The organism is Sphingomonas sp. TREG-RG-20F-R18-01 (genome assembly GCF_022662475.1).
Taxonomy (GTDB): Bacteria; Pseudomonadota; Alphaproteobacteria; order Sphingomonadales; family Sphingomonadaceae; genus Sphingomonas.
In genome coordinates, this window is sequence record NZ_JAKNQQ010000006.1 from 171230 (window position 1) to 197113 (window position 25884).

Below are 25884 nucleotides of genomic sequence, written 5' to 3' on the forward strand. Positions count from 1 at the left end.
GAGAGTGACAGGTTAAAAATACCTTGTTGCGCGATCACAGCTGTAGTGAAAATGCGAAGATGTTTATTAACCATAGTGTTTAACCGTGACAGTAACTCTGTACTCGACTTCCAGGCGGCGTTCACTCTTCCCGACGCGCAGCGTCAACGGACCGGACTGGCGGGCTGCAAATCAGCGGACTCTTCGGTTTTGGGCATGCGTATCGACGGACGCAGCCGCGCCAGGCTGCACAGGCCCGCAACGAACGCGAGTCCGGCCGCGACCAGCGGTGGGGTCGCCCCGCCGCCCAGACCGAGCGCGAGGAGCGCCGCCACCAATGTGGCACCGGTCGTCTGTCCGAGCAGACGCGTCGTGGATACCAGGCCACCGGCGGCGGCGGCGCGTTCGCGGGGCGCGCTGCCGATGATGAGGCGCGCGTTCGGCGGAAGGAACGTCCCGAACCCAGCGCCGCACAAGGCCATGCGCCAGACCACATCGAAATGGCTTGGGTGGGGCGGCATGTAGGCGATCAGGACCAGCGCCACGATCGAGATCGCCATTCCGATCCCTCCCAGCACGCCGGCCGGAATACGGCTGGACAGCCATCCCGATAGCGGCGCGACGACGATGTTGGTCAGCGGCCATGGGGCCATCAGCAACCCCATCTCGGTCGGGGTGAAACCAAATTCGCTTTGCAGGCGAAACGGCATCGAGATGATCAGCGTCATCGAGGCGATGAACGCGGTGTACGCGCCAATCACCGAAAGGCGCAGCACCGGGCGCCCCAGCAGGTCGATCGGCAGGATGGGATCGCGCTCGCCACGCTCGCGACGGACGAACAGCACGCCGGTAACCACCCCGGTAAGGACGATCGCCGCGGAAACGACGGGGCTGTCCCCATGGACCGCACTTTCCAGTCCGCCAATGATCAGTCCGAACATTGCGGCACACATGACCGCGCCGACGACGTCGAACGGCGTATCGCGCGGCGGCGTGTCGGGGAGCGCACGCCCGAGCATCAGCGAGCCGATCGCAAACGGCACCGCACTCGCAAACACCCACGGCCATGGTGCCATCCCGAGGATGAGACCGCCCAGCGACGGCGCGAGCGCGGCACCAGCCGAAACGATCGCCGAATTGATGCCAAGACCGCTGCCTAGTTGCTTGGCGGGATAGGTCGATCGGATCAGTGCCGAGGAAACACTCAATGCCGCGGCGGCGCCGATCGCCTGCGCCGCCCGTACGATCAGCAAGAACGGCAGGCTTTTGGCAAAGAAGCACAGCAACGTGGCGATCGTGAAAACCAGCTGCCCGATCTGATACATGCGCTTGAGGCCGATCCGCTCGCCGAGCCCGGCGAACGGCAGCAACAACATCACCAGCATCAGCTGATAGATCGTCACCACGGAAACGACGGACGACCTATCGACCCCGAGATCGTGCGCGATCGTCGGCAAGGCGATATTGGCGACGCCGCCGTCGATGATGATGAGGGCCGTACCCAGGCAAAGCGCGGCAATCGCGGCATAGCGGCGGGGCAGGGGAAGGCCGTCGGTCATGCTTGGGTTCTGGTTTCCCGCCGGTTCGGTTCGTGCGTCGACGACAGGCGTGGCGTTAATCGAGCGAGACCTTGGCGACCTTGTCCTTATAGTCTTCCTTCGGGTCGATCCCCATCAGGATCTTGACGCCCGCAAGCATGCTGGATGCGTCGACCCAGATCTGCGCCCGTTCGGCGTCGAGCCGGATCAGTTGCAGCTTGGGATCGTCCTTGCCGCCCTCGAACCAGGCGGCAACGAAGCGGTTCCATAGCCGGTCGATCACGGCGCGATCGTTGTCGAGCGTCAGCGTCCCATGAACCGCTGCAAAGATGTCGTTTCCCTTCGATGCAAAGGTCGCAACCGCTCGAGCCCCGGCGGTGAGATCGGCCACCAGCTCGGTTTCCTTCGATCCGAAGAAGTAGATCGGGCCATGGTCCCCGTCGCCGTCCAGTTGCGCGGTCATCGGGCGAGTGTGCCCCTCGTCCACGCCGACGAGACCGAGCATCATTATCATGTCGGAACGCAGCGCCTTCCAGAATTTGCGTTCGATGTCTGCTGTGTCCGGCATGATAGTCTCCTTTGGCGGGGGAACGGGCGGGGGGCGTGGCGGTTCCGGGGCGGAGGGCGCGGGAACTCCAGGCAGATGATCTTGCAAACGCGGCACTGTAGCGCGGATCCCGATATGGAATTCGAACGTTACTTGCTGCACCGCACCATTTTTGGTACAACGCTGTCATGAAATATCCCGACGAACAGGGCGAAACGGCCATGCCCACCGGACCCGTGCCGACGGTCTTCGAGGCGATCGTGCGCAAGAAGTGCCTCGGCGCGACCTACAACAAGATGCAGATCGTGCTGGCTCCGCACATCATCTACACGCGCCACGGCGAGCTGTACGTCGATGGCGTCGTGCTGGAGCGCGACGGCAAGCCGCCGCGCGAGTTCAAGGTCGGCACGTTCAAGCTGATCGGCCTTGTCGATCTCGCGCTGGTCGACCGCAATTTCCAGGTCAGCGCATTGTTCGTCGCGGGCGACCCCAAATATGCCGATACCGCGCTGATGGCGGTCGAGCACGCCTAACGCGCGGCAACGGGCCTTGCCGGCGTTCCCAGCAACCGGCGCCGCACGACGGTGACGATCAGGATCGCAACGATGGCCACCGTCGCGCCCGCAATCATGTCCGCGAGATAATGCGTCCCTTCGACTGGCGTTGACAACAGCATTGCCAGATTGACGAGCAGGATCGGCTTGCGGATCCGCGCGAAGGGCCAGGCCGCCGCGATGAACAGGATGGCGCTGGCTGTGTGAAAGCTGGGAGCCTCGACCAGCCCGCGTAGCGCGCCCAGATCCACGTCGTGCAGGGCATGGCTGCGCAACAGCGGAATCAGCTGCGCCTCGTACAGTCCGCTTTCGGTCTGATAGGGCAGGGGGCCGTGCAGCAGCGTGGCGCACGGACCATAGGCCGGCCAGAACCGAAACAACACGAGCGCGATGATGGCAGCGACCCAGAAGCTGGCGATCAATCCCCGTCCAGCGGCGCGTTTGTCGGCCCAGGCGCAATACCCCAGGATGACCGCGGGGCTGATATAGATACTTTGGTAGGCGGCGGTTCCGAGAATCTGCAGCGCGCGATGGTCCGCGACCACCTGATACCAGGCGAGCCAGTCGAAATGCAGGGCCGCATCGATTTGCTGGAGAATCGGATCGATCGTTCCGGTCGTTTCAGCGGCGATCGGGTATGTCGCCACGGCACCCATCAGGGAAATCGCGGTGAACACGCCGAACGTTTCAGCGATGTCGCGGGTAACGCGCTGCGTCGCGCTCCGCGGTGCGCGCAGGACGTAGCGCAGGCTGGCGGCGAGCGTGAAGACGGCGGCAAAGACGAGCGTGCTCGGCGCCATGGGATCGATCGTGATCCCGGTGTCCATCAGCAGCGCGGCCAGGCACGTCACGCTGATCGCGAAGCCGATCACCATCCAGCGGCCCGGAATCAAGCCTGTGCGACACCGTCCCAGAGGAAACACCGGCGCTGGTGGCGCAAAGGGAAAAACGGTCGAGTTGAACAAGAAGCCGTGCCTGGAAAGGACGATGAACCCATCGTCGGAGGATTGGGCGAAAGTACCCGATCGCTACCTTCCATGACGTGAAGAGTTTATGACGTAAAGGTTACATCGCGCCTGCCGCGCCGAGCGGAGGAGAAGGGGCGCCGGAGCGCCCCTTCCGTATTGGCTCAGCGGCAGATCTGGATGCGGCGATGGTTGCGCCACTCGGTCCGGCAGTGCCGGCCGCGATCGTTCCAGCCACGGTTGCGCCCGTGATAGCCGCGGTCACCACCACGACGATCGCCCCGCCAGTCACGATGATCGCCACGACGGTCGTCGTAGCGTTGATGATGACGGTCACCGCGGTCGCCGCGATAGTCTTGCGCTGAGGCAGTCGTCGAAACACCGATGCCGGCGATCAAGCTCGCGGCAGCGAGAATGTGGGCGATCTTCATAATGTGTCCTTTCGGCTTGGACATCGGGCTTGATGTGCTTATGGGGATGAGTGCGGGTATGCTTGCTGAACGCATCCGACAGCGCGCATACACCTTCCCCAACGCAGGTCGGTACGCGATCGTTGCGTTACAGACCTATGCCCAGTCGCGGTGCTGCCGCGACCAGTGCAGTATATAGCAGGATCGTCAGCGCACAGCCGAGCCCGAGCGTCGGCCAGAAGCCAATGCCGTGCCGAAGCAGCACGGGCATCACAAGGAACATCGGCAGCGAGGGGAGGACATACCAGACGGTCGCGCCGATGTGCGCCGCCATATTTCCTTCGTCTGGCTTTTCGCCCCACAACCACATCATTCCCAGAACGGAAACGAGCGGAAGCGACGCGACCAGCGCGCCAAAGCCGGGATAGCGCTTGGCCAGCGTCGACGCGGCAGCGATCAGCATACCCGAGATCAGCGCTTTCAGGGCGAGAAACAGCATGCCGTGGTTTATGCGCCGGGGCGGATCGAGAAACCAGCGGGAAGGCGCTGCTTTCGGTCGGCGGGTCGGCCGGTGTTCGGGCCCCGGCGGTTGCTCACCTCGCGAACCGTCAGCCGCCCACCGTTACGAAGCTATCCATGACCCGCTTGCGCCCGGCGCTCTCGAAATCGATCTCGAGCTTGTTGCCCTCGATCTCCGCGATCAGGCCGTAGCCGAACTTCTGGTGGAACACGCGCATCCCCACCGCGACGTCGCTGCGGCCCTTGTTGCCCAGGCTGATCGCGGACGACCGCGACTCCTGCACGCGCGATGGCTCCCGCGAGAAGGTCCGGCTGGTGAAGTCGCCGCCGGGCTTCGCCCCGCTGCCGACCCCAGCCGCGCGCTGCCAGCCCGGGCCACGCCCGGTCCCGCGCGCGACGTCGGCGAACGGATCGGCGCGTTCGGACCAGTTGGCGCGCCACAGGCTCTCGCCGCCCGCCATGCTGCTCTCGGCCTCGATATGCTCGGGCGGCAGTTCGTTCACGAACCGGCTCGGGATGCTGCTGGTCCACTGGCCGTAGATGCGGCGGTTGGCGGCGTGGAGGATCGTCGCGCGGCGGCGTGCACGCGTGATCGCGACATACGCCAGGCGGCGTTCTTCCTCGAGGCTCGCGGTGCCGCCCTCGTCGAGCGATCGTTGCGACGGGAACAGCCCTTCCTCCCAGCCGACCAGGAAGACGGTATCATATTCGAGACCCTTGGCGGCATGGATCGTCATGATCGTGACCTTGGGGTCCTCGGCCGCCGCTTCATTGTCCATCACGAGGCTGACATGCTCGAGGAACGCGCCGAGCGTCTCATATTCCTCCATCGCGCGGACGAGTTCGGTCAAATTCTCGAGTCGCCCCGCCGCCTCGACCGACTTTTCCGCCTGAAGCATGCCGGTATAGCCGCTCTCGTCGAGGATGATCCGCGCGAGGTCGCCATGCGACAGTTCGGTCACCTGCGCGCGCCACCGTGCCATGTCGATCACGAGATTGCCAAGCGACTTGCGCGCCGCACCCGTCAGTTCGTCGGTATCGAGCAGGCGCGCGGCCGCGGTGACGAGCGGGATGCCCTGCGCGCGGGCGAGCTGGTGGACCTTGGACACCGCCTTGTCGCCAAGCCCGCGCTTGGGGACGTTGACGATCCGGTCGAACGCGAGATCGTCCGCCGGCTGCGCGACGACGCGGAGATAGGCGAGCGCATCGCGGATCTCCGCGCGTTCGTAGAAACGGAAGCCGCCGACGATCCGGTAGTTGATGCCGGTCGCGATGAAGCGGTCCTCGAACTCGCGCGTCTGGTGCTGCGCGCGGACGAGGATCGCGACCTCGTCGAGCGAGGTGCCCGCGCGCTGTGCCGATTCGATTTCCTCGCCGACGCGGCGCGCTTCCTCGGGCCCGTCCCAGACGCCGAGCACCTTGACCTTCTCGCCGACGTCGAGCTCGGTCCACAGCTGCTTGCCCAGCCGCCCGCTGTTGTTGGCGATCACGCCCGAGGCGGCGCCCAGAATATGCGGGGTCGAGCGGTAATTCTGCTCAAGCCGGATGATCTTCGCGCCCGGAAAGTCCTTTTCGAACTTCAGGATATTCTCGACCTGCGCGCCGCGCCACGAATAGATCGACTGGTCGTCGTCGCCGACGCAGGCGATGTTCTTGCGCTCCTGCGCGAGCAGCCGGAGCCAGAGATACTGGACGCTGTTGGTGTCCTGATACTCGTCGACCATGATGTACTTGAAACGGCGTTGATAGTCCGCGAGCACGTCGCGGTCGCGCTGCAGGATGACGAGCATGTGGAGCAGCAGGTCGCCGAAATCGCATGCGTTGAGCGCGATCAGCCTGGTCTGGTAGGCGGCGTACAGTTCCTGCCCGCGCCCGTTGGCGTAGAGCTCGCTTTCGCCCGCATCGATCTGGGCGGGTGTCAGGCCCTTGTTCTTCCACCCGTCGATCAATCCGGCGAGCTGGCGCGCGGGCCAGCGCTTGTCATCGAGATCGGCCGCCTGAATCAACTGCTTGAGCAGTCGCATCTGGTCATCGGTATCGAGGATCGTGAAATTGCTCTGCAATCCGACGAGCTCGGCATGGCGGCGCAGCATCTTGGCGCCGATCGCATGGAACGTGCCGAGCCACGGCATCCCCTCGACCACGTCGCCGACGAGGCGTCCCACTCGCTCGCGCATCTCGCGCGCGGCCTTGTTGGTGAAGGTGACGCTCAGGATCTCGCTTGGCCAGGCCTTCCGCGTGTTGAGCAGATGCGCGAGTCGCGCGGTCAACGCCGCGGTCTTGCCGGTCCCTGCGCCTGCAAGCACGAGCACGGGGCCTTCGGTGGTCAGCACCGCCTCGCGCTGCGGCGCATTCAGGCCGCGGAGATAGGGCGGTTCATGGGGCGCAAGCGCGTCTTGGGAAACAGGAAGACTCATCGGTGAACAGGTAGGGAACGCAAACGATCGGGGCAAGCGTACCTTGTCCGGTCGTGGCAATCACAGCGTAGCGGATGCGACGGCGGGTTGCGGATCGGTGCGGGGTGCAGGCGCGGGCGCAGCACGTAGCCCGGCAACGCGACGCATGAGGGCAAGATACCGGCCACCGGCGTGGTCGATCGTATAGAGCCGCGCGGCCCGGCGGCGTGCCTGTACCACTTCTGCCCCCTCGAGCGCGACGGCGGCACGCATCGCCGCGCCCAGTGCCGTCACGTCGCCGACGGGCACGACTTGTCCGAGCGCGCCGTGTTCCAGAAGATCGTCGATCGACACACAGCAGCGCGTCGAAACGATCGGCAGACCCGCGGCCAACGCCTCGATCAGGACGGCGGGCACACCTTCATAGTCCGACGAAAGAATCAGCGCGTCGGCCTGCGCGAGCCACGCGGCGAGCGGATCGACGTGACCGGGCATGTGGACCCGGCCGCCAAGCCCCAAAGCCGCCACCTGCGCCTCCAACCGCGCGCGCTGCTCGCCATCGCCGAGCAGGGTGAGCCGATCCGCCGGTCGCGCGATTCGCGCGAAGGCGTCCAGCAGCAACGCGAAGTTCTTCTGCGGAGCCAGGCGCCCCACCGCGAGGAAGTGATGCCCGTCGGCAGCCCGGCACGTCGCATCCCGCTGGGTCGCCAGGGAGGCAAGATCCGCCGTGCCCAGCGCAGGATCCTCGATCACGCTGATCCGGTCGTGCGGAACCCCGGTATAAAGCGCTATCTCGTCCTGCATCGCGGGCGCGAGCGCGACGAAGTGCGCGATCCAGCGGCCCTGCAGGCGAAGCCAAATGTGGTATAGCCCGCGGACCGGCGGCGTCATGTCGCGGCGGACGAGGCAATTGCTGATCTTCGCGACGATTGGCGGGCAGTCCCGACCGATCAGCAGCCGGGCCACGACAAGGACGGCGCTGTAGGTGTTGCCGGCGCAGAACAGCACGTCGGGTCGATCGTCCCGGACGTGGCGGCGCACGGCCAGCACGAGCGCGACGAAGCTCGCGATTCCCCGGGAGCGCGACGTCGGACCGGCGCATATCACGTCCGTCAGCGGAATCGGCGGTGCCACCCGATGGTCGGCCACGATGATTCTCGACTGCACCGAACTGCGGATCCAGGCCGCATGCAGCCGGGCTGCAATCCGCTCGACGCCGCCGGGAGCGAAACCGTACAGGACCGTCAGCACGCGCAGCGGTCTGGCATCGATGGTGTCCGCCGCGGGCGCGGATATCCAGGCCTCCGCGGTGTTGATCGCAGGATCGTTCGGCTTGAACATGGCATCCCCCGGCAACCCCATCGATCGCCGCGCGGAGCATAGGCCATGCCCAACGGCCGCGTAAATGGGAGAGCCCGTCGCGAACATTCCCGCAACAGGCCAGGCGGGCCTTGAGAAAGGAATGCAGATGCGGCACGTTCCGACCCGAAACCGGAGTAAGTCCACCGCAGCGATAGTGCTTCGGGGCTGGTCTTTGTCTTGCGACACCGCTATCGGCGCGAGACACCTGTATAACTGAAGCACCCGTAACCAACCGAGTGAAGGCCTTTCCAAGCCATGGCTACTACCTTGTCGGCGTCTCTCGAATCAGAGGCAGCGAGCGGCCCCCGGTTGGATCATCCATTGCATCCGGCCGGTCGCTGGGTGTTTCTCGCGGTGATGCTGGCCGGGCTGGCGTTCGCGGGTTTCAGTATCTTTACCGACACGCGGCAGGTCGGCGAGGGCCTTGCCCTCGGGACTTTCGCGTTCCTGGCGCTCGCACTTCTGATCGCGCTGGGGTTCGAGTTCGTCAACGGTTTCCATGACACGGCCAACGCCGTCGCGACCGTAATCTACACCCATTCGATGCCGGCCCCGCTCGCGGTCGTCTGGTCCGGGTTCTTCAACTTCCTCGGCGTGATGTTCTCGACCGGCGCGGTCGCCTATTCGATCATCACGCTGTTGCCGGTCGACCTGATTCTCCACGTCGGTAGCAGTGCCGGTTTCGCGATGATCTTCGCGTTATTGCTCGCGGCCGTGCTGTGGAACCTCGCCACCTGGTTCGTCGGCCTGCCCAATTCGTCGAGCCATGCGCTGATCGGGTCGATCCTCGGCGTCGGATTTGCCAATCAGCTGATGTCGTCGGGCGTGGGTGGTACCTCGGGCGTCGACTGGAGCCAGGCGACCAAGGTGCTCACCGGGTTGTGGATGGCGCCGCTCATCGGGTTCGGCGCGGCGTTCCTGCTGCTGATCGTGATGAAGTTCGTGCTCAAGAATCCGAAGCTCTACAAGGAGCCGGAGGGCAATGCCCCGCCGCCCAAGGGCATTCGGGCGCTGCTCATCTTCACCTGCACGGCGGTCAGCTTCGCGCACGGCGGGAACGACGGGCAGAAGGGCATGGGGCTGATCATGCTGATCCTGATCGGTTGTGCACCGACCGCTTATGCGCTCAACCGCACGATGCCGGAGAGCCAGACACCGGCGTTCGTTGCGAGCGCGAACGCTGCCGCCAACGCCTTCTCGGTTCATGCCAAGGGCGCGACCGTAGCGACGATGGACGAGTCGCGCGGGGTGCTCACCAAGGCGCTGCAGACCCGCAAGGCATCCAGCCCGCAGGTCTACGCCGCCGCGTCCGCGCTGTCGCGTGACCTGGGCCAGCGGATCGGCGCATTCGGATCGCTCAACAAGGTTTCGGCGGCAGCGACCCCCAATCTGCGCAACGACATGTATCTCGTGCTCGATACCACCCGGCTTGCGACCAAGGACAAGAAGGCGGCGGCTGCGACGTTCAGCGAGCCTGAGCTGAAGGCGATCACCGGCTATCAGACCAACCTGGAAAAGGGCACGCGCTACATCCCGACCTGGGTCAAGATCACGGTCGCGCTGGCGCTGGGTCTCGGCACGATGGTCGGCTGGCGGCGGATCGTGATTACAGTCGGCGAGAAGATCGGCAAGTCGCACCTGACGTACGGCATGGGCGCATCGGCCGAGCTGGTCGCGGCGGGAACGATCATGGCGGCGGAGGTTTACGGCCTGCCGGTGTCGACCACGCATATCCTGTCGTCGGGTGTGGCGGGCGCTTCGGTCGCCAATGGCGCCGGCCTGCAATCGCGCACCGTCATCAACATGGCGTTGGCATGGGTCCTGACGCTGCCGGTCGCGATGGCGCTGTCCGGCGCGCTGTATGTGCTGTTCCTGACGATCACCAAGATGTGATCGAGCGGGGCGGGGGCACTGGGCACCTGCCTCTCGCTTGCGGCGTTTTACGCGAAGTACTTCGGACGACGCGCCCCTGCGGAATGCACCGCACAACGATTATAGCCGTCACCCCGGCGCAGGCCGGGGCCGCCAGGTTAGTGGGCGCGACCCGCGATACACGCACTGCTCCGCCCATCGCGCCCGGGTACCGCACGGTCCCGGCCTCTGGGGGGTGACGGACGAGGGGTAGAGCGCGCTTCGAACACGTCCCGCTCAGCGAGCGATCTGTCCCAGCATCAGCCGCGCCGGAGCAACGTCAGCCGCGCCTTGCCGTGGATGCGGGTGACGTCCTCGACGAACCCGGCGACCTCGACCCGGTCGGGCTTGGCGGTCTCGATGCTGACCCACGTCGCCTCGCCGACCCAGCCGAGCCGGGCGAGCTTGTCGAGCGCGACGGCGCCGGCGTTGCTGTCATAGGGCGGGTCCATCAGGATCAGGTCGAGCGGTGCGACCGCATGGCCGAGCGCCATCACGGATTGCGCGCGCACGTCGGCCTTCGCCGACAGCTTCGCGATATTCGTCCGCAACGCGTCGAGCGCGGGCTTGTCCTGTTCGACGAAGATGCACGAGGCGGCACCGCGCGACAGGGCTTCCAGCCCGAGCGCGCCCGAGCCCGCGAACAGATCGGCGACCGTGAGGTCCTCGAAACTGCCGAGGCGGCTGGCAAGCATCGAGAACAACGCCTCACGCACGCGGTCTGCGGTGGGACGCGTCGCGTCTCCCTTGGGGGCGACGAGCGGGCGGCCGCGCCATTCTCCGGCAATGATGCGCATTATTTACGGGTCCGTGGTGGGCGTGGTTTGGCAGGGCGGGGGGCGGGGCGGTCGCCGGTCGGGCGCGCCGTACCCGGACCACTTGCGGAGGTCCGCGTTGAGGTCGGGCGGGCTGACGACTCACTGGCCGGTGCGGTGGCGCGCGGCGTCTTGGCACGGACGTTGCGTCCGAGCTCGGGGTTGAACACGCGCGCTGGACGACCGTCGGGTCCGCGCGCCGGGCTTGCCACGGCGGGTACGGCGGCCTTGGGCTTGGCGTCGTAGAAACGCTTCACCTTTGGCGCCTTGGCGACGACGATCCCCTGTCGGCGCGGCTCGGCAAAGGCGGCCTTGTCCGAATCGTTGGCAACGGCACGGGTGATCCGCACCGGTTGCGGTCGCGGGGCAGCGCGCGGCGTCCGTTGCGGGCGCGCGGCGGGCGGGGCGGCGGGTTCCGCCACGGTCCGCGCTTCGGGACGCGCCCCCTTGATCCGTTCGGGCTGGAGGATCCGCTTGGGATCCTTGCGGAACGCAGCGACGTCATGCGCGCGGACCTCGCCGATATCGCCCGGGGGAAGATCGTCGAGCAGGAACGGGCCGTAACGCGTGCGGATCAGGCGCGAGACCTTGAGGCCGAGGAATTCGAGCACGCGGCGGACTTCGCGGTTCTTGCCTTCGGTCAGGATCATCTCGATCCACACGTTCGCGCCGGTGCGGCGTTCGAGATTGGCGTTGATCGAGCCGTAGCGCACGCCCTCGATCTCGATCCCGTGGATCAGTTCCTCGAGCTGTTCCTGCGTGACCGGACCGTACGCCCGTGCGCGGTACGCCCGCTCCACGCCGGTCGAGGGCAGTTCGAGCTGGCGCTTGAGCTCGCCGTCGGTGGTGAGCAGCAGCAGCCCCTCGGTATTGAGATCGAGCCGTCCGACCGGAACGAGGCGGGGCAGGCCCGCGGGCAACCGGTCGTAGATCGTGGGGCGACCCGCAGGGTCGCGCTCGGTCACGAGCAGGCCGGATGGCTTGTGATAGAGAAACAGGCGCGCATCGGCGGGGGCCGCAACCGGATTGCCGTCGACCGTCACGCCGTCGAGCGACGCGAGGATCGTCGCGGGCGTATCGATCACCACGCCATGCCGCGCGACGCGGCCCTCGGCGATCATGCGTTCGACTTCGCGGCGCGAGGCGATCCCGGCACGCGCGAGCAGCTTAGCGATCCGCTGTTCGTCGTCGGCGCGCTCGCGCGGGGTTGAGGAGGCGCCGGGTACGGCAGTTTTGGGGGGACGGTATTTTGACACGTCGTACTGATAGCCAAATTCACGCGCGGGTGTTGAACAAAAAGATTTGCGTCCGATCTCGTAGCCGAGCGTTAAGCTACGGGTGCGTAACGAGGGCGGTACGCACATGCCAGTTTCGGCGCGTGACAGAAGGTGGGGCACCGAACATGCTGTTCGGACGGAAAAAGCGGCGAATTTGCAAGCTGCTGCTCGTCGAGGACGAGCCGTTGGTGGCGTTCGATACCGAACATTTTCTGCGCGACGCGGAATATGAGATCGTCGCGACGGTCGACCGGGTGGCCGACGCCATCGCGGTCATTGCGACCGGCGTCGAGATCGAACTGGTGCTGGTCGATATCAGCCTGGCCGATGGCAATGGCGTCGACGTCGCCCGCGCGGCCAAGGAAAAGGATATCGCGGTGTTGTTCGTGACTGGGCAATGTCCCGAGGGCGGGCGCGCGGTCGCCAACGGCTGTCTCGCGAAGCCCTACGCGCAGCGCGACCTGCTCGCCGCGATCGCCGCGATCGAGGCGGTGCTCGACGGCAAGACTCCGAAACGGATTCCCGGGGGATTCAGCCTGTTCGCCGCGGCGGGGTAAGCGCGCGGATCGATCTACCCGCTTCCGCTCCGCGCGTTTGGCGCTAGGGTCGACCCCGACGCGCGATCTTGCGGGAAGGGGACATGTTGGCCGATAGCGAAGCGCAGGCGGCGGTAGCGCCGCCGATCAAGCCCAAGGGCTGGAAACTGCTCAAGGTCGCGTTGCAGACGCGCAAGTCTTCGACGATGCTCGCCTTCGGCTTCTCGTCGGGGCTGCCGTATGCACTGCTGATCGGCACGCTCAACGCGTGGCTTGGCGAGGAAAAGATCAACCTCGCGACGATCGGCGTGCTGTCATGGATCGGGCTTGCCTATTCGTTCAAATTCCTGTGGTCGCCGCTGGTCGACCGGCTACAGCTGCCGCTGCTCGACCGGCTGGGACGCCGCAAGAGCTGGATCGTGCTGTGCCAGGGGGCGATGATCGCGGCGTTCCTGGGTCTCGCCGCGACCAATCCCGTCACCAACATCGGCACGTTCGCGATCTTCGCGCTGATCGCCGCGCTCGCCTCCGCGACACAGGACGTCGCGGTCGACGCGTGGCGGATCGACGTCGCCGACGCCGAGACGCCTGTCGAATTGCTCTCGGCAATCTACCAGTTCGGCTATCGCATCGCGAGCATCGTCGGCGGGGCGCTCGCACTGGTCCTGGCGGCGCGCATGTCGTGGCCGCTGGTGTTCGTGCTGATGGCGGCGCTGATCGGGCTGATGATCTTCGCGGCGCTGCGGGCGCCTGACACGGCACGCGGCGAGCAGGGGCGCCTCTATGCCGCGCTGGCCGAGCCCGGCGCGATCTCGCCGCGCGTGCGGGGGATCGCGCTCGCGATCGTCGCGCTTAGCTGGGTGTGGGCGATCGGGTCGATCGGGCGGTTCATGGTGCGGATGCTCGCGCCGCTCGCGCCCGGCGCCGTCCGGCCATCGACCGCGGACTTCACCCGCGCGACCGGGCCTTGGATCGTCGCGGCGACGGTGCTGGTGCCGCTGATCGTCTCGGCGACGATGAACTGGCTGCAGCGCAGCGACCGGCACGTCCTCCATGCGCCCGATCCGGTCCATAGCCCGCTGCGCACGGCCGCCAATCACCTGTATGTCGCGCTGGTCGCACCGCTCGCGGAATTGTGTGGCCGGTTGGGCTGGGGCGTGCTGGTCGTGATCGGGCTGATCCTCAGCTATGCGCTCTGTTACAACGTCTGGGCGTCGTTCGCCTTCCCCTTCTACCTCGACTTTCTGCATTATTCGAAGGACGAGGTGGCGTTCGCATCGAAGATCTTCGGCATCGTGATGACGATCGTCGGGATCAGTCTGGGCGGCTATCTGTTCGTGCGGATCGGCCGCATGCCGACGGTGCTGATCGGGGCGGTGCTGCCGATCTTCGGCAATTTCCTGTATGCCGATCTCGCCGAGGGTGGCGCGTCGATTGATGCCGTAGCGCACTTGCTCGCCTTCGATCGCTTCGCTGCGCTGCTCGGCTCCGACGCGCGGATGGTGCGGTTGCTGATGACGATTTCGGTCGAGAATATCTCGACCGGTATCGCCGGGGCGGCGTTCGTTGCCTATCTCTCGGGGATCGTGAGCAAGCGCTACACTGCCGTGCAATATGCGCTGCTGTCGTCGCTCACCTTTCTGATCGGCTCGCTCGGGCGCGGCATTGCGGGCGAGGCGATCGACAGGATCGGTTATGCCGCGGTGTTCCGCTACACGGCGGTCGTTGGGTTGGTCGCGGTGCTGTTCGTTGCAATCGAATGGGTCCGAACGGCGCGGATGGGGCGCGCGGAGCGGGCGCTCAACTGACGACGATCGGTCGCCCGGCGTCCGCGAACGCTTGCGCCGCAAGGGTCACGCTCGCAAGCACGCCATCCGGGTTGCGCACCCCGATCAAGTCGCCCAGCAGCAGCCGCGCGCTGCCCGGCGCGGTTTCGGCGCGCGCGACGATCGTGAGCAGAGCGTGCTCGGCATGAGTGGTGCGCCGGCAGCAGCAGGGTGCGATCGCGATCGGGCAGGTCGCCGCGCCCGCAAGATCCGCCATCATCGCGCGCAATAGCGTGAGCGGGCGACGGAACTGCGCACCGAATCCGTCCATCACTGCCTGCGCGGCGTGCGCGTCGTTCAGCCCGTGCGCGCCCATCCGCCGGAAGGCGAACAGCAGCAACCGGGCATTGGCGTCATCCGGCAACAGGTGCGGGAGCGTTGCCGCAAGGGCCGTGGCAGAAGGCTGATTCGAGGACATAAGCGGAGGCTCCGTAGGGTGCGGGCATCCTCGGTCAGTCGCTATTGCAAGTCAATCGCAATAATATCGTTCAATCTGGCAGTTCGCCGTTTGCCCGGAGCACTTCGCCCGCAAGGTAGAGCGAGCCCAGGACGAGCACGATCGGAGGCTCGGCCTGATCCGCGATTTCGGCGATGTCGCGCAGCGCACCCGCGACATCTGGCGCGGTATGGGTAGCAAGTCCAAGGGTATGCGCCGTCGCTGCGAGGGCGGCGGGGGTGTGGTGTTCGTGCGCCGCGATCGGCACCGCGTGGAGTGTCGTCGCGATCGCGGCGAACGGCGCGAGTAGTCCGGCCGGATCCTTGTTGGCGAGCATCCCGAACACGAGGTGGACCTCGCTCCGTCCGACGCCCGGGTTGGCGATGGCGCGCACCGTCGCCGCGATCGCGCCGGCGGCGGCGGGATTGTGCCCGCCGTCGAGCCACAACTGACTACCGGGCGGGAGCAGGTCGACGAGCGGCCCGGGATGCAGGCGCTGCATCCGCGCAGGCCAGCGCGTATCGCGGGCGGCGGCGGCATACGCCTCGGTCGGGATCGCCAGCGCCGTCTGGTGGCGGAGCATCGCGATGGCGAGCGCGAGATTGCCCGGCTGATGCGGGCCTGCCATTGCGGGCAGCGGGGTCTCGACCGTCCCGCCAGCGTCTTCGTACCGGAGCATCGCGGCATCGGTCTCCATGTGCCAGGCCGTGCCGAGCGGAAGGACATGCGCGCCCGCCTGCATCGCCACCGTGGCGACCCGCGCGGCGCTGTCGGGTTCATAGGCCATCGTGACGAGCGCGACGCCGGGCTTGGCGATCCCGGCCTTCTCGCCGGCGATGCCCACCGCCGTATCGCCGAGGAAGCTCTGGTGATCGATCCCGAGCTGCGCGATGCCGGTGATGAGCGGGCGCGCGATGACGTTGGTCGCATCGAGCCGTCCGCCGAGGCCGACCTCGATCACGCACGCATCCGCCGGTGTCCGCGCGAAGGCGAGGAATGCGGCGGCAGTGGTGACCTCGAAAAAGCTCGCACCGATATCGCCGCCCGCATCGAGCACTTCCTCGAGCAGCGCTGCGAGCAGGGCGTCGTCGATCAGCTGCCCGGCGATGCGGATCCGTTCGTTGAAGCGGACGAGATGCGGGCTGGTATAGGCGTGGACGGCGTATCCCGCCGCCTCGAGCGCGGTGCGCAGGAACGCGCAGGTCGATCCCTTGCCGTTGGTCCCCGCGACATGGAATACCGGGGGGAGGCGGTGCTGCGGGTTGCCCAGCCGGTCGAGCAGGAGCGTGATGCGCTCGAGCCCGAGGATGTCGGCACCGGGGGACAATGCCCACAGCCGGTCGAGCTGCGCCTGAACGGCGGTATTATCGGAGACGGCGTGGTCCATCTTTTCTTCTCCCTCTCCCCGCTTGCGGGGAGAGGGCCGGGGAGAGGGGCGGTCCAGCACGCCACCCCAACCGTACTGCCCCTCTCCCTCGCTTCGGCTTCGCCTCGCTTGCCCTCTCCCCGCAAGCGGGGAGAGGGAGATTGGTCACGCCACCGCCCGCTTGCTGCAGAGGTAATCGATCAAACTCGCCAGCGTCGCGCGCAGGTCGCGGCGGTGCTTGACCATATCGATCATCCCATGCTCGAGCAGATATTCCGCGCGCTGGAACCCGTCGGGCAGTTTCTCGCGGATCGTCTGTTCGATCACGCGCTGCCCGGCAAAGCCGATCAGCGCGCCCGGCTCGGCGATCTGCACGTCGCCGAGCATCGCATAGCTTGCGGTGACGCCGCCCGTGGTCGGATCGGTGAGCACGACGATATAGGGCAGCCCCGCATCGTGGAGCATCTGGATCGCCACCGTCGCGCGCGGCATCTGCATCAGCGAGAGAATGCCCTCCTGCATCCGCGCGCCGCCCGCTGCGGTGAAGATGATGTACGGGCAATTGTCCTCGATCGCGGTCTCGACCCCACGAACGAACGCCTCGCCCACGGCGAGACCCATCGACCCGCCCATGAACGCAAAGTCCTGCACCCCGATGACCGCGCGGCGCCCGTCGATCGTCCCGCGCGCGGTGATCAGCGCGTCGCCTTCGGAAGTCGCCGCGCGCGCCGCCTTGATCCGATCGGCATAGCGTTTGGTGTCGCGGAACTTGAGCGGATCGTCGGGGACCTTGGGCAGCGGTACGATCGTGTAAGAGCCTGCGTCGAAGACGTATTGGAAGCGCAGTAGCGGCCCGATCCGTTCATGATGATCGCAATGCGGACAGACGTAGAGATTGTCCTCGAGCTCCTTGACGAACACCATCTGCCCGCAGCCCTTGCACTTGTGCCAGAGCGTGTCGGGCGTCTCCTTCTTGATCGGGACGACGAGCGAGAGTGCGTTGCGGACGCTGGTGAGCCAGGTCATGCGGGGATTCCTTCGCGGGCGGCGTGGACGGCCGTCGACAGGGATTGGATATACGCGCGCACCGCGTCCGGCGCGGCGGCACCGTGTTGCGCGACCAACTCGACGATCGCCGAGCCGACGACGACGCCGTCCGCGACCTTGGCGATCGCTGCCGCCTGATCCGGCGTGCGGACGCCGAAACCGACCGCGATCGGCAAGTCGGTCGACGCCTTCAACCGCGCGACCGCGGATTCGATCGAGGCCTGGGCCGCCTGTTGCAGTCCGGTGATTCCGGCGACCGAAACGTAATAGACGAAGCCGCTCGCGCCATCGAGCACGGCGGGCAGGCGTGCCGCGTCGGTCGTCGGCGTGGCGAGGCGGATCGGGTCGATCCCGGCGGCGCGGAGCGCGGGGCCGAGTTCGGCATCTTCCTCGGGGGGAATGTCGACGCAGATGATGCCGTCGACGCCCGCATTCTGGGCGGCGGCGGCGAACCAGTCACCCCCGCGGATCGTCATCGGATTGGCATAGCCCATCAGCACCAGCGGCGTATCGGGATGCCGCGCACGGAATGCCTTGGCGATGCCGAGGATGTCCGCGGTACGCGTGCCCGCGAGCAAGCTGCGGATGTTCGCGGCCTGAATCGCGGGGCCATCCGCCATCGGGTCGGTGAACGGCATGCCGAGTTCGATCACGTCCGCGCCGCCTTCGACGATCGCATCGAGGATCGCGCCGGTGGCGGCGGGGGTGGGGTCGCCCGCGGTGACGAAAGCGACGAGCGCGGGGTGGCCCTTGGCGAAGGCGGCGGAAAGGCGGCTCATCTTCCCGACCTCCAGTTGCCGAAGAGGTTGCTCGCGGCACCCGCAATCGCGCCGATCTTACCAGAATCGAGCGCGCGCGGGACGTGCAGCGTCCAGCGTTGCAGATCGATCCCGAACGCGCTGACCTCGCGCACGATCAGTGCGACCACCGCGCCGACGACGGCAGCGGTGACGACATCGGAAATCCCGCCCCCGCGCGCGCTCATATCGCCACCCCGAGCGCCTCGGCGACGGTGAAGATGTCCTTGTCGCCACGCCCGCACAGATTGGCGAGGATGATCTGGTCCCGGTCCATTTCACGCGCGCGCTTGGCGACGGCGGCAATCGCATGGGATGGTTCGAGCGCGGGGATGATGCCCTCGGTCCGGCACAGCAACTGGAACGCATCGAGCGCCTCGGTATCGGTGATCGACGTATATTCGACGCGTCCGATCTCGTGGAGCCACGAATGCTCTGGCCCGATCCCCGGATAGTCGAGCCCTGCCGAGATCGAATGAGCCTCGGTGATCTGGCCGTCCTCGTCCTGCAACAGATAGGTCTTGTTGCCGTGAAGGATCCCCGGCGCACCACCCGCGAGCGACGCAGCGTGTTCCTTGTCGAGCCCACGCCCGGCCGCTTCGACGCCGAGCATCTCGACGCTGGCATCGTCGAGGAACGGATGGAACAGACCGATCGCATTCGACCCGCCACCGATCGCCGCGACCAGCAGGTCGGGGAGGCGATCGATCCGCGACAGCATCTGCGCGCGCGCCTCGGTGCCGATCACGCTCTGGAAGTCGCGGACCATCTCGGGATAGGGATGCGGGCCAGCGGCGGTGCCGATGATATAGAAGGTGTCGTGGACGTTCGCGACCCAGTCGCGCATCCCCTCGTTCATCGCATCCTTGAGCGAATGCGACCCGCTCGTCACCGGGCGCACTTCGGCGCCCAGCAGCTTCATGCGGAACACGTTGGGCGCCTGCCGCTCTATGTCCTTCGCACCCATGTAGATCACGCACGGCAGACCGAAGCGCGCGCAGACCGTCGCGGTGGCGACGCCGTGCTGGCCCGCGCCGGTCTCGGCGATGATCCGGGTCTTGCCCATCCGCATCGCGAGCAGGATCTGCCCGATGCAATTGTTGATCTTGTGCGCGCCGGTGTGATTGAGCTCGTCGCGCTTGAACCAGATCTGCGCGCCTTTCCCCTCGGGCGCGGATTCGCGGAGCGTCTCGGTCAGGCGTTCGGCGTAATAGAGCGGGCTCGGGCGGCCGACATAATGTTCGAGCAGATCGTCGAACTGCGCCTGGAACGCCGGGTCGGCCTTGGCCGCGCGATACGCCTGGTCGAGCTCGAGCACGAGCGGCATCAGCGTCTCTGCGACGTAGCGGCCGCCGAACTGGCCGAAATGCCCGTTGTCGTCGGGTTGCTGGCGCAGGCTGTTGGCCTGCCCGGCGGGCGGGGTGGTGAGGGAAACTGTCATCGGCTGTGCGTTTAGCAGGATGCGGGCGGGTTCCAAGGGGGTTTGCCATACCGGGCGTCGTCCCCGCTGATAGCACGAGAGACTCACGCGCAGCCGCGAGGCCGCCTGCGGTGATCCCGTCCCGGGTAGGTCGCTGGACCGCTGCCCTGAGGCGCCTCTTCTCTTCGTGGCTTTGCGTCTTTGGGTGATCAAGTCTTCATACGGACAGAAGATCTGGCACCAAGCCACAGAGGCACGAAGAGCGTTCGGGCCAGGAGCTACGGCGTTCAGGCCTCTTCAGGCCGGAGTCAGACGCGCCTGTATCGACTGGATCCGTGCCGCCTGCGCGTCGAGCGCAGCCTGCGCGGTCTGGCGCAGCGTGGCGATCGCCGGATATTCGGGCTTGCCACTCGCCGCGCGCGTCAGCGCGAGTTCGTCGATATCGGTGATCGTCGACGAGGTCGTTGCGCGCAAACCGTCGAGTTGCCCGAGCGCGGTCTGCGCCGCAATCCAGCGGTCGCTGCCGACCGCATCGCCATGTGCCGCCTTGGCCAGCCGATCCGCCGAGTCCGCCGCGACATCGAACGCCTTGCCAGCGGTATCGATCGCCTTCTGAAGGTCGACCAGGGTCGCATCGGTTGCCGGATCGGGTTCCACGATCGTCACCGGGGCGACGGGCTCGGCATCGCTGCGTGACTCGATCGGGCGCGGCAACAACGACGGGAAGGTGGCGGACCGGGGCGCCACGCAGCCGCCGGTCAAAAGCAGCAACACGGGGACAAGATGGCTGAGCGCTGAACGATGGGTCATTTGCGTTTGCTCTATGCCGATGGCCGGGCGGGCGCAACGTACGAAGGAAGGGACAAAGTTTGTCGAATTGCGGAAAAGCGCTTGCGCCCTCCGAAAGTGCCCGCTAACAGCGCCTCTCCACGCACCCATAGCTCAGCTGGATAGAGCATCAGACTACGAATCTGAGGGTCGGGCGTTCGAATCGCTCTGGGTGCACCATCTCTTTCCGCCGAACGGCGGGCATGGGCCGGGACAGCAATGTCCCGGCCTTTTTCGCGTCTGAGGAAGGGCGGGCAGGTCGCCAGCCGGCGTCGGGCGGCGCGCTCGATGCAGCCGCCGTCAGCTGGCCCGGGCAACTTCCGCAAGCACGCGCGCGGCATATTCCGGGCGGCAGATGAGCACGTCGGGCAGCAGCGGGTCGCGACAATTGTAGACCAATGCGCTTCCGTCGATGCGTGAGGTATGCAGGCCGGCCGCCCGGGCGACCGCTACCGGCGCGCAATTGTCCCATTCATATTGTCCGCCAGCGTGTAGGTAGATTTCGGCTCGGCCGTCGACCACCGCCATCGCCTTGGCGCCGGCGGACCCCATCGGGATCAGGTCCGCGTCCAGCGCGGCCGCAACCGCGTCGACCACCGGATGCGCGCGCGTGCGGCTGACGACCATCCTGGGGCGCGCCGGGACCGTGTCCCATCGCGGCGGCGTGTCATCGGATCCATAGATGCGCCGGGCGGCGGGGAGCGCTACGGCGCCGATCACCGGGACGCTGTCGATCGCCAGCCCGATATGGACCGCCCAGTCATCGCGGCGTTCGCGGAATTCGCGCGTTCCGTCGAGCGGATCGACGACCCACACGCGGCGTGCGGAACAGCGCAGCCCGTCGTCGGCCGATTCCTCCGACAGGACATAATCGTCCGGTCGTGCTCGCCGCAACAGATCGAGGATCAGCGCATTGGCTTCGCTGTCCCCGCGTGGGCCAAGATCTGCGTCGGCGCAAGCGCCGGCAACGCACAGATCGCGCAACAATGCCGCGGCGGCGAGCGCCACGCGACGCGCGACCTGCGCATCGGTTTGGTCGGGGTTCTGATCGGCAGGGTTCAAAGATCGGGACTCCACACGCCCATGATGTGCTGGACGATTCGCTCGGCGGCATCCTCGGGGCTCTCCCGGGTGGTGTCGATGCGAATGTCGGGGCGTTCCGGCGCTTCATACGGGCTGGAGATGCCGGTGAAATTCACGATCGTCCCGCTGCGGGCCTTGGCGTACAGCCCCTTCACGTCGCGCGCCTCGGCCGTGGCGAGCGGCGTGTCCACGAAGATCTCGACGAATTCGGCCGGCAGCATCGCCCGCACCATCTCGCGCTCGGCCCGGAACGGCGAGATGAACGCGGTCAGGACGATCAGCCCGGCGTCGGTCATCAGCTTCGCCACCTCGCCGATCCGTCGGATATTCTCCACCCGGTCGGCGTCGGTAAAGCCGAGATCCTTGTTGAGTCCGTGCCGAACGTTGTCACCGTCGAGCAGGAAGCTGTGCCGCCCGAGCGCGAACAGCTTCTTTTCGACCAGATTGGCGATCGTCGACTTGCCCGACCCCGACAGGCCGGTGAACCACAGCAGCCGTGGCACCTGCCCCTTTTGCTGGGCATGCGCCTGTCGCGTAATGTCGATCGCCTGCCAATGGACGTTCTGCGCCCGCCGCAAGGAGAAGCTCAGCAGCCCGGCAGCGACGGTTGCGTTGGTGGCGCGGTCGATCAGGATGAAGCCGCCGAGATCCGGCCCGTCGGCAAAGGGCTCGAACACCAGCGGGCGATCGGTATAGACCTCGGCTACCCCGATGTCGTTGAGGCCGAGCGTCTTGACCGACAATTCGGCCATGGTGTTCACGTCGATCGCGTGGCGCGGTTCCTGGATCGTCGCGCCCACGGTCTGCGTCCCGAGCTTCAACCAGTAACTGCGGCCCGGCAGGAGCGGGGTCTGCTCCATCCATACGATCGTCGCCTGGAACTGGTCTGCGACCTGCGGCGGCGCGTCGGCACTGGCGATGACGTCGCCGCGCGAGCAGTCGATCTCGTCTGCCAGGGTCAGCGTGACCGACTGGCCAGCGACCGCCTCCATCAGGTCGCCATGCATCGTGACGATTCGCGCGACGCTCGTCGTGCGACCCGACGGGAGGATCCGAACCGTATCGCCCGGGCGCACGCTGCCGCTCGCGATCAGGCCGGAAAAGCCGCGAAAGTCCAGACTTGGACGATTGACCCACTGGACGGGCAACCGAAAGTCGCGCGCCTGCGCCGCGTCCGCCCCGAGGTCGACCGTTTCGAGATGCTCGATCAACGTGGGGCCATCATACCACGGCATGCCGTCCGACGCGGCGACGATATTGTCGCCAGCAAGCCCCGAAATGGGGATCGCCGTGAAGTGCGCGATCCCGATCGAGTCGGCGAACGCGCGATACTCGGCGACGATGGTGTCGAACACGCCCCGGTCGTAGCCGACCAGGTCCATCTTGTTCACCGCGAGGACGACGTGGCGCAGCTTGAGCAGATGGACGAGGAAGCTGTGGCGGCGGGTCTGGGTCAGCACGCCCTTGCGCGCGTCGATCAGGATCACCGCCGCGTCCGCGGTCGAGGCGCCCGTCACCATGTTGCGGGTATATTGTTCGTGCCCCGGAGTGTCCGCGACGATGAACTTGCGCGAGCTGGTGGAAAAGAAGCGGTAGGCGACGTCGATCGTGATGCCCTGCTCGCGTTCCGCTGCCAGACCGTCGACCAGCAAGGCGAAATCGATGTTCTGGCCTTGCGTGCCGACACGCTTGCTGTCCGCCTCGAGTGCGGACAGCTGGTCGGCAAAGATCGCGCGCGTATCGTAGAGCAGGCGCCCGATCAGCGTGGACTTGCCATCATCGACCGAGCCGCAGGTGATGAAGCGCAGCAGGGATTTGTGCTGATGCTGGTCGAGATATGCGTCGATGTCCTCGGTGATCAAAGCGTCCGGACGATAGTCGCGGTCCGTGGCCGCGGGCGAAGAGACGGACGCGAGCGTGCTGGCCATCAGAAATATCCCTCCGCCTTCTTCTTTTCCATGCTGGCGCTCTGGTCATGGTCGATTGCGCGACCCTGGCGTTCGCTGGTGGTCGTCAGCAGCATTTCCTGAATGACTTCGGAAAGGCTGGTCGCCGTGCTCTCGACCGCGCCGGTCAGCGGATAACAGCCAAGCGTCCGGAACCGGATCGAACGCTCGACCGGAACTTCGCCGGGCGCGAGCCGAAAGCGGTCGTCGTCGACCATCAGCAGCATGCCGTCCCGCTCCACCGTCGGGCGTGGGGCCGCGAGATAGAGCGGGACGATCTCAATCTGTTCGGCAAGGATGTACTGCCAGATGTCGAGTTCGGTCCAGTTGGACAGCGGGAACACGCGCATGCTTTCCCCGCGTGCCTTGCGCGCATTGTAGAGCCGCCACACTTCGGGACGCTGCGCCTTGGGATCCCAGCGCTGATGCGCGTTGCGGAAGCTGAAGATCCGCTCCTTCGCGCGGCTCTTTTCCTCGTCGCGCCGCGCGCCCCCGAATGCGGCGTCATAGCCGCCTGCGGCGAGCGCCTGCTTCAGCCCTTCGGTCTTCCACAGGTCGGTGTGGCGGCTGCCATGGTCGAACGGGTTGATCCCCTGCGCGGCTGCGTCAGGATTCTTGTGGACGATCAATTCCATCCCCGCGTCCGCCGCAGCCCGGTCGCGCAGCTCGTACATCGCGCGGAATTTCCAGGTCGTGTCGACATGCAGCAGCGGGAAGGGGGGATTGCCCGGGAAAAACGCCTTCCGGGCAAGATGCAGCATCACCGCCGAATCCTTGCCGACCGAATAGAGCATCACCGGCCGTTCGGCTTCGGCGACGACCTCGCGCAGGATATGGATGCTCTCGGCTTCGAGGCGCTGCAGGTGGGTGAGCGAAACGGTCATGGTTCGTTGCAGATAGTGAAGAACCGCGCCGTGGCGATCAACTTCTATTGTTGCGGACGAAAGCTGCCCGTTCGGCGAATGGTTCGTCGCACGCCACGAACGCGCGGCCGCGATCCGCTTGCCGCGTTTGAGCCGGATCGATAGCGTCCTCGCGTCGAGTAACTAGTAGTGTAGCGTAACGTGTTCATACAAAGTGATAATTCCTTCGCGCCGCCGGTGACGCGGAACCACGCGGTCAGCATTGGCTTCGTTATCCTGTCGCATGGCGACGCTGCGCTGCTTCGCCGGCTCGTGGAACGACTCAACATTCTGTACGAAATGCCGCCGATCGCGTGCCATCACGATTTCTCGCAGGCGCCGCTCGACACGCGGGCGATCCCGGGGAACGTCCGGTTCGTCGAACCCGCGATCGCGACAGGATGGGGGAAGCTGTCGGTTGTTACCGCGGGCCTTGCGGCGCTGCGCCTGCTCGTGGAAACGGCCGACCCCGACTGGTTTGTCCTGCTGAGTGCCACCGATTATCCGGTGCGCGCGGCCGATCTGGTGCGCGCCGAATTGGCCTCGTCACCTTATGATGCCTATATCGACGTGCAATGCGTAAAGGGCCAGCCCGGCGGTGCCGCGACCTTTGCGTGCGAGCCCAACCCGAAACTTTCGCACTTTTCGCTGCCCAGCAACGTCGCGCTCAAATGGCAGTTCTATGTCGGCGCGCAGCTGTGGGTGCCGATGCCAAAGAACCGGCCCCGCTGGCGGATCGGGCGCGTAACCCTTCCGTTGCCCTTTGCCGGACCGAATCCGTTCGGGGCGGGGCTGTCGGCCTATTATGGGGATCACTGGTTCACCGCCAACAGGCGAGCGATGGCGGTATTGCTGGAAGATAGCAAACCGGCGGAGCAACTCCGCCAGCACCTGGTCCGGCGCGCCCAGGCCGACGAATGCTATTACCAGACGATCCTCGGCAATACGGCCGGGCTCAACATCTGCCGCGATAACAAACGCTATGCCGAGTGGAACGGGGGCGGTGCCCATCCGGTGGCCGTCGAGGTGGCGCACGTGCCCGCGATCCTCGCGTCCGGGGCGCATTTCGCCCGCAAGTTCGCGCTCCATTCCCCCGCAATCGAACAGATCGACGCCACGATGACCGTCGGGTCCGAGACCTAGCCGGCGTCGCGCTCGACGGAGTCCAGAATGCGTGCCCCGGCCATGAACACGGCCAGCGGACACACGGCGAACAGCAACCAGCCGCCGAAGCCGGGATATTGCTGCAGATAGTGCGCCCCCCGCTCGACCGCGCCGACCGCCAGCGCGTAGATGACGCCGAACGCCTCGAACTTGTTCTTGATGACGAACAGGCTGCTGAATTTTGTCCACATGGCCGTTGCAGGAGCAAGCTCTGCGCCAATCGCGGATTTGGTGAAGCTCGCGTTACGAGACATGGTTAA

General features: G+C 66.2%; 25 protein-coding genes and 1 tRNA gene. 6 read left to right on the plus strand and 20 right to left on the minus strand.

Annotated features, from left to right (window positions below):
- Positions 1-143: 143 nt before the first annotated feature.
- Positions 144-1538, minus strand: coding sequence for an MFS transporter (locus L8K25_RS16505; RefSeq protein ID WP_242140067.1), 1395 nt, complete (start codon positions 1536-1538; stop codon positions 144-146).
- 55 nt (positions 1539-1593) lie between these two features.
- Positions 1594-2085, minus strand: a complete 492-nt coding sequence (locus L8K25_RS16510) for a pyridoxamine 5'-phosphate oxidase family protein (RefSeq protein ID WP_242140068.1) — start codon at positions 2083-2085, stop codon at positions 1594-1596.
- Positions 2086-2285: 200 nt separating this feature from the next.
- Between L8K25_RS16510 and L8K25_RS16515 the strand changes: the two genes are divergently transcribed.
- Complete coding sequence (locus tag L8K25_RS16515) at positions 2286-2597, plus strand: hypothetical protein (protein WP_242140069.1); 312 nt, start codon at positions 2286-2288, stop codon at positions 2595-2597.
- Here the strand turns inward: L8K25_RS16515 and L8K25_RS16520 are convergent.
- The 5 genes from L8K25_RS16520 to L8K25_RS16540 all read right to left on the minus strand — a co-directional run bounded on the left by L8K25_RS16520 (position 2594) and on the right by L8K25_RS16540 (position 8249).
- The gene (locus tag L8K25_RS16520; RefSeq protein WP_242140070.1) at positions 2594-3493 is read right to left on the minus strand and encodes a phosphatase PAP2 family protein; all 900 of its coding nucleotides are present in this window, start codon (positions 3491-3493) and stop codon (positions 2594-2596) included. The two genes, L8K25_RS16515 and L8K25_RS16520, sit on opposite strands and share 4 nt — an antisense overlap.
- Positions 3494-3747: 254 nt before the next feature.
- Positions 3748-4014 (minus strand): hypothetical protein, encoded by a 267-nt coding sequence (locus L8K25_RS16525; protein WP_242140071.1) that lies wholly within the window; start codon positions 4012-4014, stop codon positions 3748-3750.
- Positions 4015-4141: 127 nt separating this feature from the next.
- A complete protein-coding gene (locus L8K25_RS16530; RefSeq protein WP_242140072.1) occupies positions 4142-4492 on the minus strand; it encodes a DUF3147 family protein in 351 nt (116 codons plus the stop codon).
- A gap of 109 nt (positions 4493-4601) precedes the next feature.
- A complete protein-coding gene (locus tag L8K25_RS16535) occupies positions 4602-6929 on the minus strand; it encodes a UvrD-helicase domain-containing protein (RefSeq protein ID WP_242140073.1) in 2328 nt (775 codons plus the stop codon).
- A gap of 60 nt (positions 6930-6989) precedes the next feature.
- The gene (locus L8K25_RS16540; protein WP_242140074.1) at positions 6990-8249 is read right to left on the minus strand and encodes a glycosyltransferase; all 1260 of its coding nucleotides are present in this window, start codon (positions 8247-8249) and stop codon (positions 6990-6992) included.
- Between the two features lie 276 nt (positions 8250-8525).
- On the opposite strand from L8K25_RS16540, the gene L8K25_RS16545 reads away from it, so the two are divergent.
- Positions 8526-10163: an inorganic phosphate transporter gene (locus L8K25_RS16545; protein WP_242140075.1), complete on the plus strand. Its 1638-nt coding sequence runs from the start codon at positions 8526-8528 to the stop codon at positions 10161-10163.
- A 278-nt stretch (positions 10164-10441) separates the two neighbouring features.
- Here the strand turns inward: L8K25_RS16545 and rsmD are convergent, their stop codons facing one another.
- Both rsmD and L8K25_RS16555 read right to left on the minus strand, forming a co-directional pair.
- Entirely contained in the window at positions 10442-10978 is a 537-nt protein-coding gene (rsmD, locus tag L8K25_RS16550; RefSeq protein ID WP_242140076.1) for a 16S rRNA (guanine(966)-N(2))-methyltransferase RsmD, read from the minus strand.
- A complete protein-coding gene (locus tag L8K25_RS16555) occupies positions 10978-12252 on the minus strand; it encodes a pseudouridine synthase (protein ID WP_242140077.1) in 1275 nt (424 codons plus the stop codon). Before L8K25_RS16555 ends, rsmD begins: the two co-directional genes overlap by 1 nt.
- A gap of 146 nt (positions 12253-12398) precedes the next feature.
- On the opposite strand from L8K25_RS16555, the gene L8K25_RS16560 reads away from it, so the two are divergent.
- On the plus strand, positions 12399-12830 hold the full coding sequence (locus L8K25_RS16560) for a response regulator (RefSeq protein WP_242140078.1): 432 nt from the start codon (positions 12399-12401) through the stop codon (positions 12828-12830).
- An 83-nt stretch (positions 12831-12913) separates the two neighbouring features.
- Positions 12914-14617, plus strand: coding sequence for an MFS transporter (locus L8K25_RS16565; protein ID WP_242140079.1), 1704 nt, complete (start codon positions 12914-12916; stop codon positions 14615-14617).
- Here the strand turns inward: L8K25_RS16565 and L8K25_RS16570 are convergent.
- From L8K25_RS16570 to L8K25_RS16600, 7 genes are all read right to left on the minus strand, one after another.
- A complete protein-coding gene (locus L8K25_RS16570) occupies positions 14610-15053 on the minus strand; it encodes a DUF6628 family protein (protein ID WP_242140080.1) in 444 nt (147 codons plus the stop codon). The genes L8K25_RS16565 and L8K25_RS16570 overlap by 8 nt on opposite strands.
- A gap of 70 nt (positions 15054-15123) precedes the next feature.
- Complete coding sequence (locus L8K25_RS16575; RefSeq protein WP_242140081.1) at positions 15124-16458, minus strand: folylpolyglutamate synthase/dihydrofolate synthase family protein; 1335 nt, start codon at positions 16456-16458, stop codon at positions 15124-15126.
- A 144-nt stretch (positions 16459-16602) separates the two neighbouring features.
- Complete coding sequence (gene accD / locus L8K25_RS16580; protein WP_242140082.1) at positions 16603-17463, minus strand: acetyl-CoA carboxylase, carboxyltransferase subunit beta; 861 nt, start codon at positions 17461-17463, stop codon at positions 16603-16605.
- Positions 17460-18263 carry a tryptophan synthase subunit alpha gene (gene trpA, locus L8K25_RS16585; protein ID WP_242140083.1) on the minus strand — a complete coding sequence of 268 codons (804 nt, stop codon included), beginning with the start codon at positions 18261-18263 and terminating at the stop codon, positions 17460-17462. The genes accD and trpA overlap by 4 nt, the downstream gene beginning before the upstream one ends.
- On the minus strand, positions 18260-18469 hold the full coding sequence (locus L8K25_RS16590) for a hypothetical protein (RefSeq protein ID WP_242140084.1): 210 nt from the start codon (positions 18467-18469) through the stop codon (positions 18260-18262). The genes trpA and L8K25_RS16590 overlap by 4 nt, the downstream gene beginning before the upstream one ends.
- Complete coding sequence (trpB, locus tag L8K25_RS16595; protein WP_242140085.1) at positions 18466-19722, minus strand: tryptophan synthase subunit beta; 1257 nt, start codon at positions 19720-19722, stop codon at positions 18466-18468. Before trpB ends, L8K25_RS16590 begins: the two co-directional genes overlap by 4 nt.
- 276 nt (positions 19723-19998) lie before the next feature.
- Positions 19999-20511: a hypothetical protein gene (locus tag L8K25_RS16600; protein ID WP_242140086.1), complete on the minus strand. Its 513-nt coding sequence runs from the start codon at positions 20509-20511 to the stop codon at positions 19999-20001.
- A gap of 121 nt (positions 20512-20632) precedes the next feature.
- Between L8K25_RS16600 and L8K25_RS16605 the strand changes: the two genes are divergently transcribed.
- Positions 20633-20709, plus strand: a tRNA-Arg gene (locus L8K25_RS16605).
- Between the two features lie 120 nt (positions 20710-20829).
- Here L8K25_RS16605 and L8K25_RS16610 read toward each other — a convergent pair.
- Genes L8K25_RS16610 through cysD form a run of 3 tightly spaced genes read right to left on the minus strand, consistent with a single transcriptional unit; the run spans position 20830 to position 24442 of the window.
- Entirely contained in the window at positions 20830-21591 is a 762-nt protein-coding gene (locus tag L8K25_RS16610) for a 3'(2'),5'-bisphosphate nucleotidase CysQ (protein WP_242140087.1), read from the minus strand.
- On the minus strand, positions 21588-23540 hold the full coding sequence (cysN, locus tag L8K25_RS16615) for a sulfate adenylyltransferase subunit CysN (protein WP_242140088.1): 1953 nt from the start codon (positions 23538-23540) through the stop codon (positions 21588-21590). Before cysN ends, L8K25_RS16610 begins: the two co-directional genes overlap by 4 nt.
- A complete protein-coding gene (gene cysD / locus L8K25_RS16620) occupies positions 23540-24442 on the minus strand; it encodes a sulfate adenylyltransferase subunit CysD (RefSeq protein ID WP_242140089.1) in 903 nt (300 codons plus the stop codon). The genes cysN and cysD overlap by 1 nt, the downstream gene beginning before the upstream one ends.
- A gap of 216 nt (positions 24443-24658) precedes the next feature.
- Between cysD and L8K25_RS16625 the strand changes: the two genes are divergently transcribed.
- Positions 24659-25603, plus strand: coding sequence for a beta-1,6-N-acetylglucosaminyltransferase (locus tag L8K25_RS16625; protein ID WP_242140090.1), 945 nt, complete (start codon positions 24659-24661; stop codon positions 25601-25603).
- On the opposite strand, the gene L8K25_RS16630 is transcribed toward L8K25_RS16625, so the two are convergent.
- On the minus strand, positions 25600-25815 hold the full coding sequence (locus tag L8K25_RS16630) for a hypothetical protein (protein WP_242140192.1): 216 nt from the start codon (positions 25813-25815) through the stop codon (positions 25600-25602). The two genes, L8K25_RS16625 and L8K25_RS16630, sit on opposite strands and share 4 nt — an antisense overlap.
- Between the last annotated feature and the right edge of the window lie 69 nt (positions 25816-25884).

Excerpts from the sequence above, each read along its gene's own strand:
- L8K25_RS16505 (WP_242140067.1), bottom strand. The coding sequence starts at position 1,538 with ATGACCGACGGCCTTCCCCTGCCCCGCCGCTATGCCGCGATTGCCGCG.
- L8K25_RS16540 (WP_242140074.1), bottom strand. The coding sequence starts at position 8,249 with ATGTTCAAGCCGAACGATCCTGCGATCAACACCGCGGAGGCCTGGATA.
- L8K25_RS16600 (WP_242140086.1), bottom strand. The coding sequence starts at position 20,511 with ATGACCCATCGTTCAGCGCTCAGCCATCTTGTCCCCGTGTTGCTGCTT.
- L8K25_RS16530 (WP_242140072.1), bottom strand. The coding sequence starts at position 4,492 with ATGCTGTTTCTCGCCCTGAAAGCGCTGATCTCGGGTATGCTGATCGCT.
- L8K25_RS16590 (WP_242140084.1), bottom strand. The coding sequence starts at position 18,469 with ATGAGCGCGCGCGGGGGCGGGATTTCCGATGTCGTCACCGCTGCCGTC.
- L8K25_RS16520 (WP_242140070.1), bottom strand. The coding sequence starts at position 3,493 with ATGGTGATCGGCTTCGCGATCAGCGTGACGTGCCTGGCCGCGCTGCTG.
- L8K25_RS16535 (WP_242140073.1), bottom strand. The coding sequence starts at position 6,929 with ATGAGTCTTCCTGTTTCCCAAGACGCGCTTGCGCCCCATGAACCGCCC.
- L8K25_RS16545 (WP_242140075.1), top strand. The coding sequence starts at position 8,526 with ATGGCTACTACCTTGTCGGCGTCTCTCGAATCAGAGGCAGCGAGCGGC.
- trpB (WP_242140085.1), bottom strand. The coding sequence starts at position 19,722 with ATGACAGTTTCCCTCACCACCCCGCCCGCCGGGCAGGCCAACAGCCTG.
- L8K25_RS16575 (WP_242140081.1), bottom strand. The coding sequence starts at position 16,458 with ATGGACCACGCCGTCTCCGATAATACCGCCGTTCAGGCGCAGCTCGAC.
- L8K25_RS16515 (WP_242140069.1), top strand. The coding sequence starts at position 2,286 with ATGCCCACCGGACCCGTGCCGACGGTCTTCGAGGCGATCGTGCGCAAG.
- L8K25_RS16510 (WP_242140068.1), bottom strand. The coding sequence starts at position 2,085 with ATGCCGGACACAGCAGACATCGAACGCAAATTCTGGAAGGCGCTGCGT.
- cysD (WP_242140089.1), bottom strand. The coding sequence starts at position 24,442 with ATGACCGTTTCGCTCACCCACCTGCAGCGCCTCGAAGCCGAGAGCATC.
- accD (WP_242140082.1), bottom strand. The coding sequence starts at position 17,463 with ATGACCTGGCTCACCAGCGTCCGCAACGCACTCTCGCTCGTCGTCCCG.
- L8K25_RS16565 (WP_242140079.1), top strand. The coding sequence starts at position 12,914 with ATGTTGGCCGATAGCGAAGCGCAGGCGGCGGTAGCGCCGCCGATCAAG.
- L8K25_RS16560 (WP_242140078.1), top strand. The coding sequence starts at position 12,399 with ATGCTGTTCGGACGGAAAAAGCGGCGAATTTGCAAGCTGCTGCTCGTC.
- L8K25_RS16525 (WP_242140071.1), bottom strand. The coding sequence starts at position 4,014 with ATGAAGATCGCCCACATTCTCGCTGCCGCGAGCTTGATCGCCGGCATC.
- rsmD (WP_242140076.1), bottom strand. The coding sequence starts at position 10,978 with ATGCGCATCATTGCCGGAGAATGGCGCGGCCGCCCGCTCGTCGCCCCC.
- trpA (WP_242140083.1), bottom strand. The coding sequence starts at position 18,263 with ATGAGCCGCCTTTCCGCCGCCTTCGCCAAGGGCCACCCCGCGCTCGTC.
- L8K25_RS16570 (WP_242140080.1), bottom strand. The coding sequence starts at position 15,053 with ATGTCCTCGAATCAGCCTTCTGCCACGGCCCTTGCGGCAACGCTCCCG.
- cysN (WP_242140088.1), bottom strand. The coding sequence starts at position 23,540 with ATGGCCAGCACGCTCGCGTCCGTCTCTTCGCCCGCGGCCACGGACCGC.
- L8K25_RS16630 (WP_242140192.1), bottom strand. The coding sequence starts at position 25,815 with ATGTGGACAAAATTCAGCAGCCTGTTCGTCATCAAGAACAAGTTCGAG.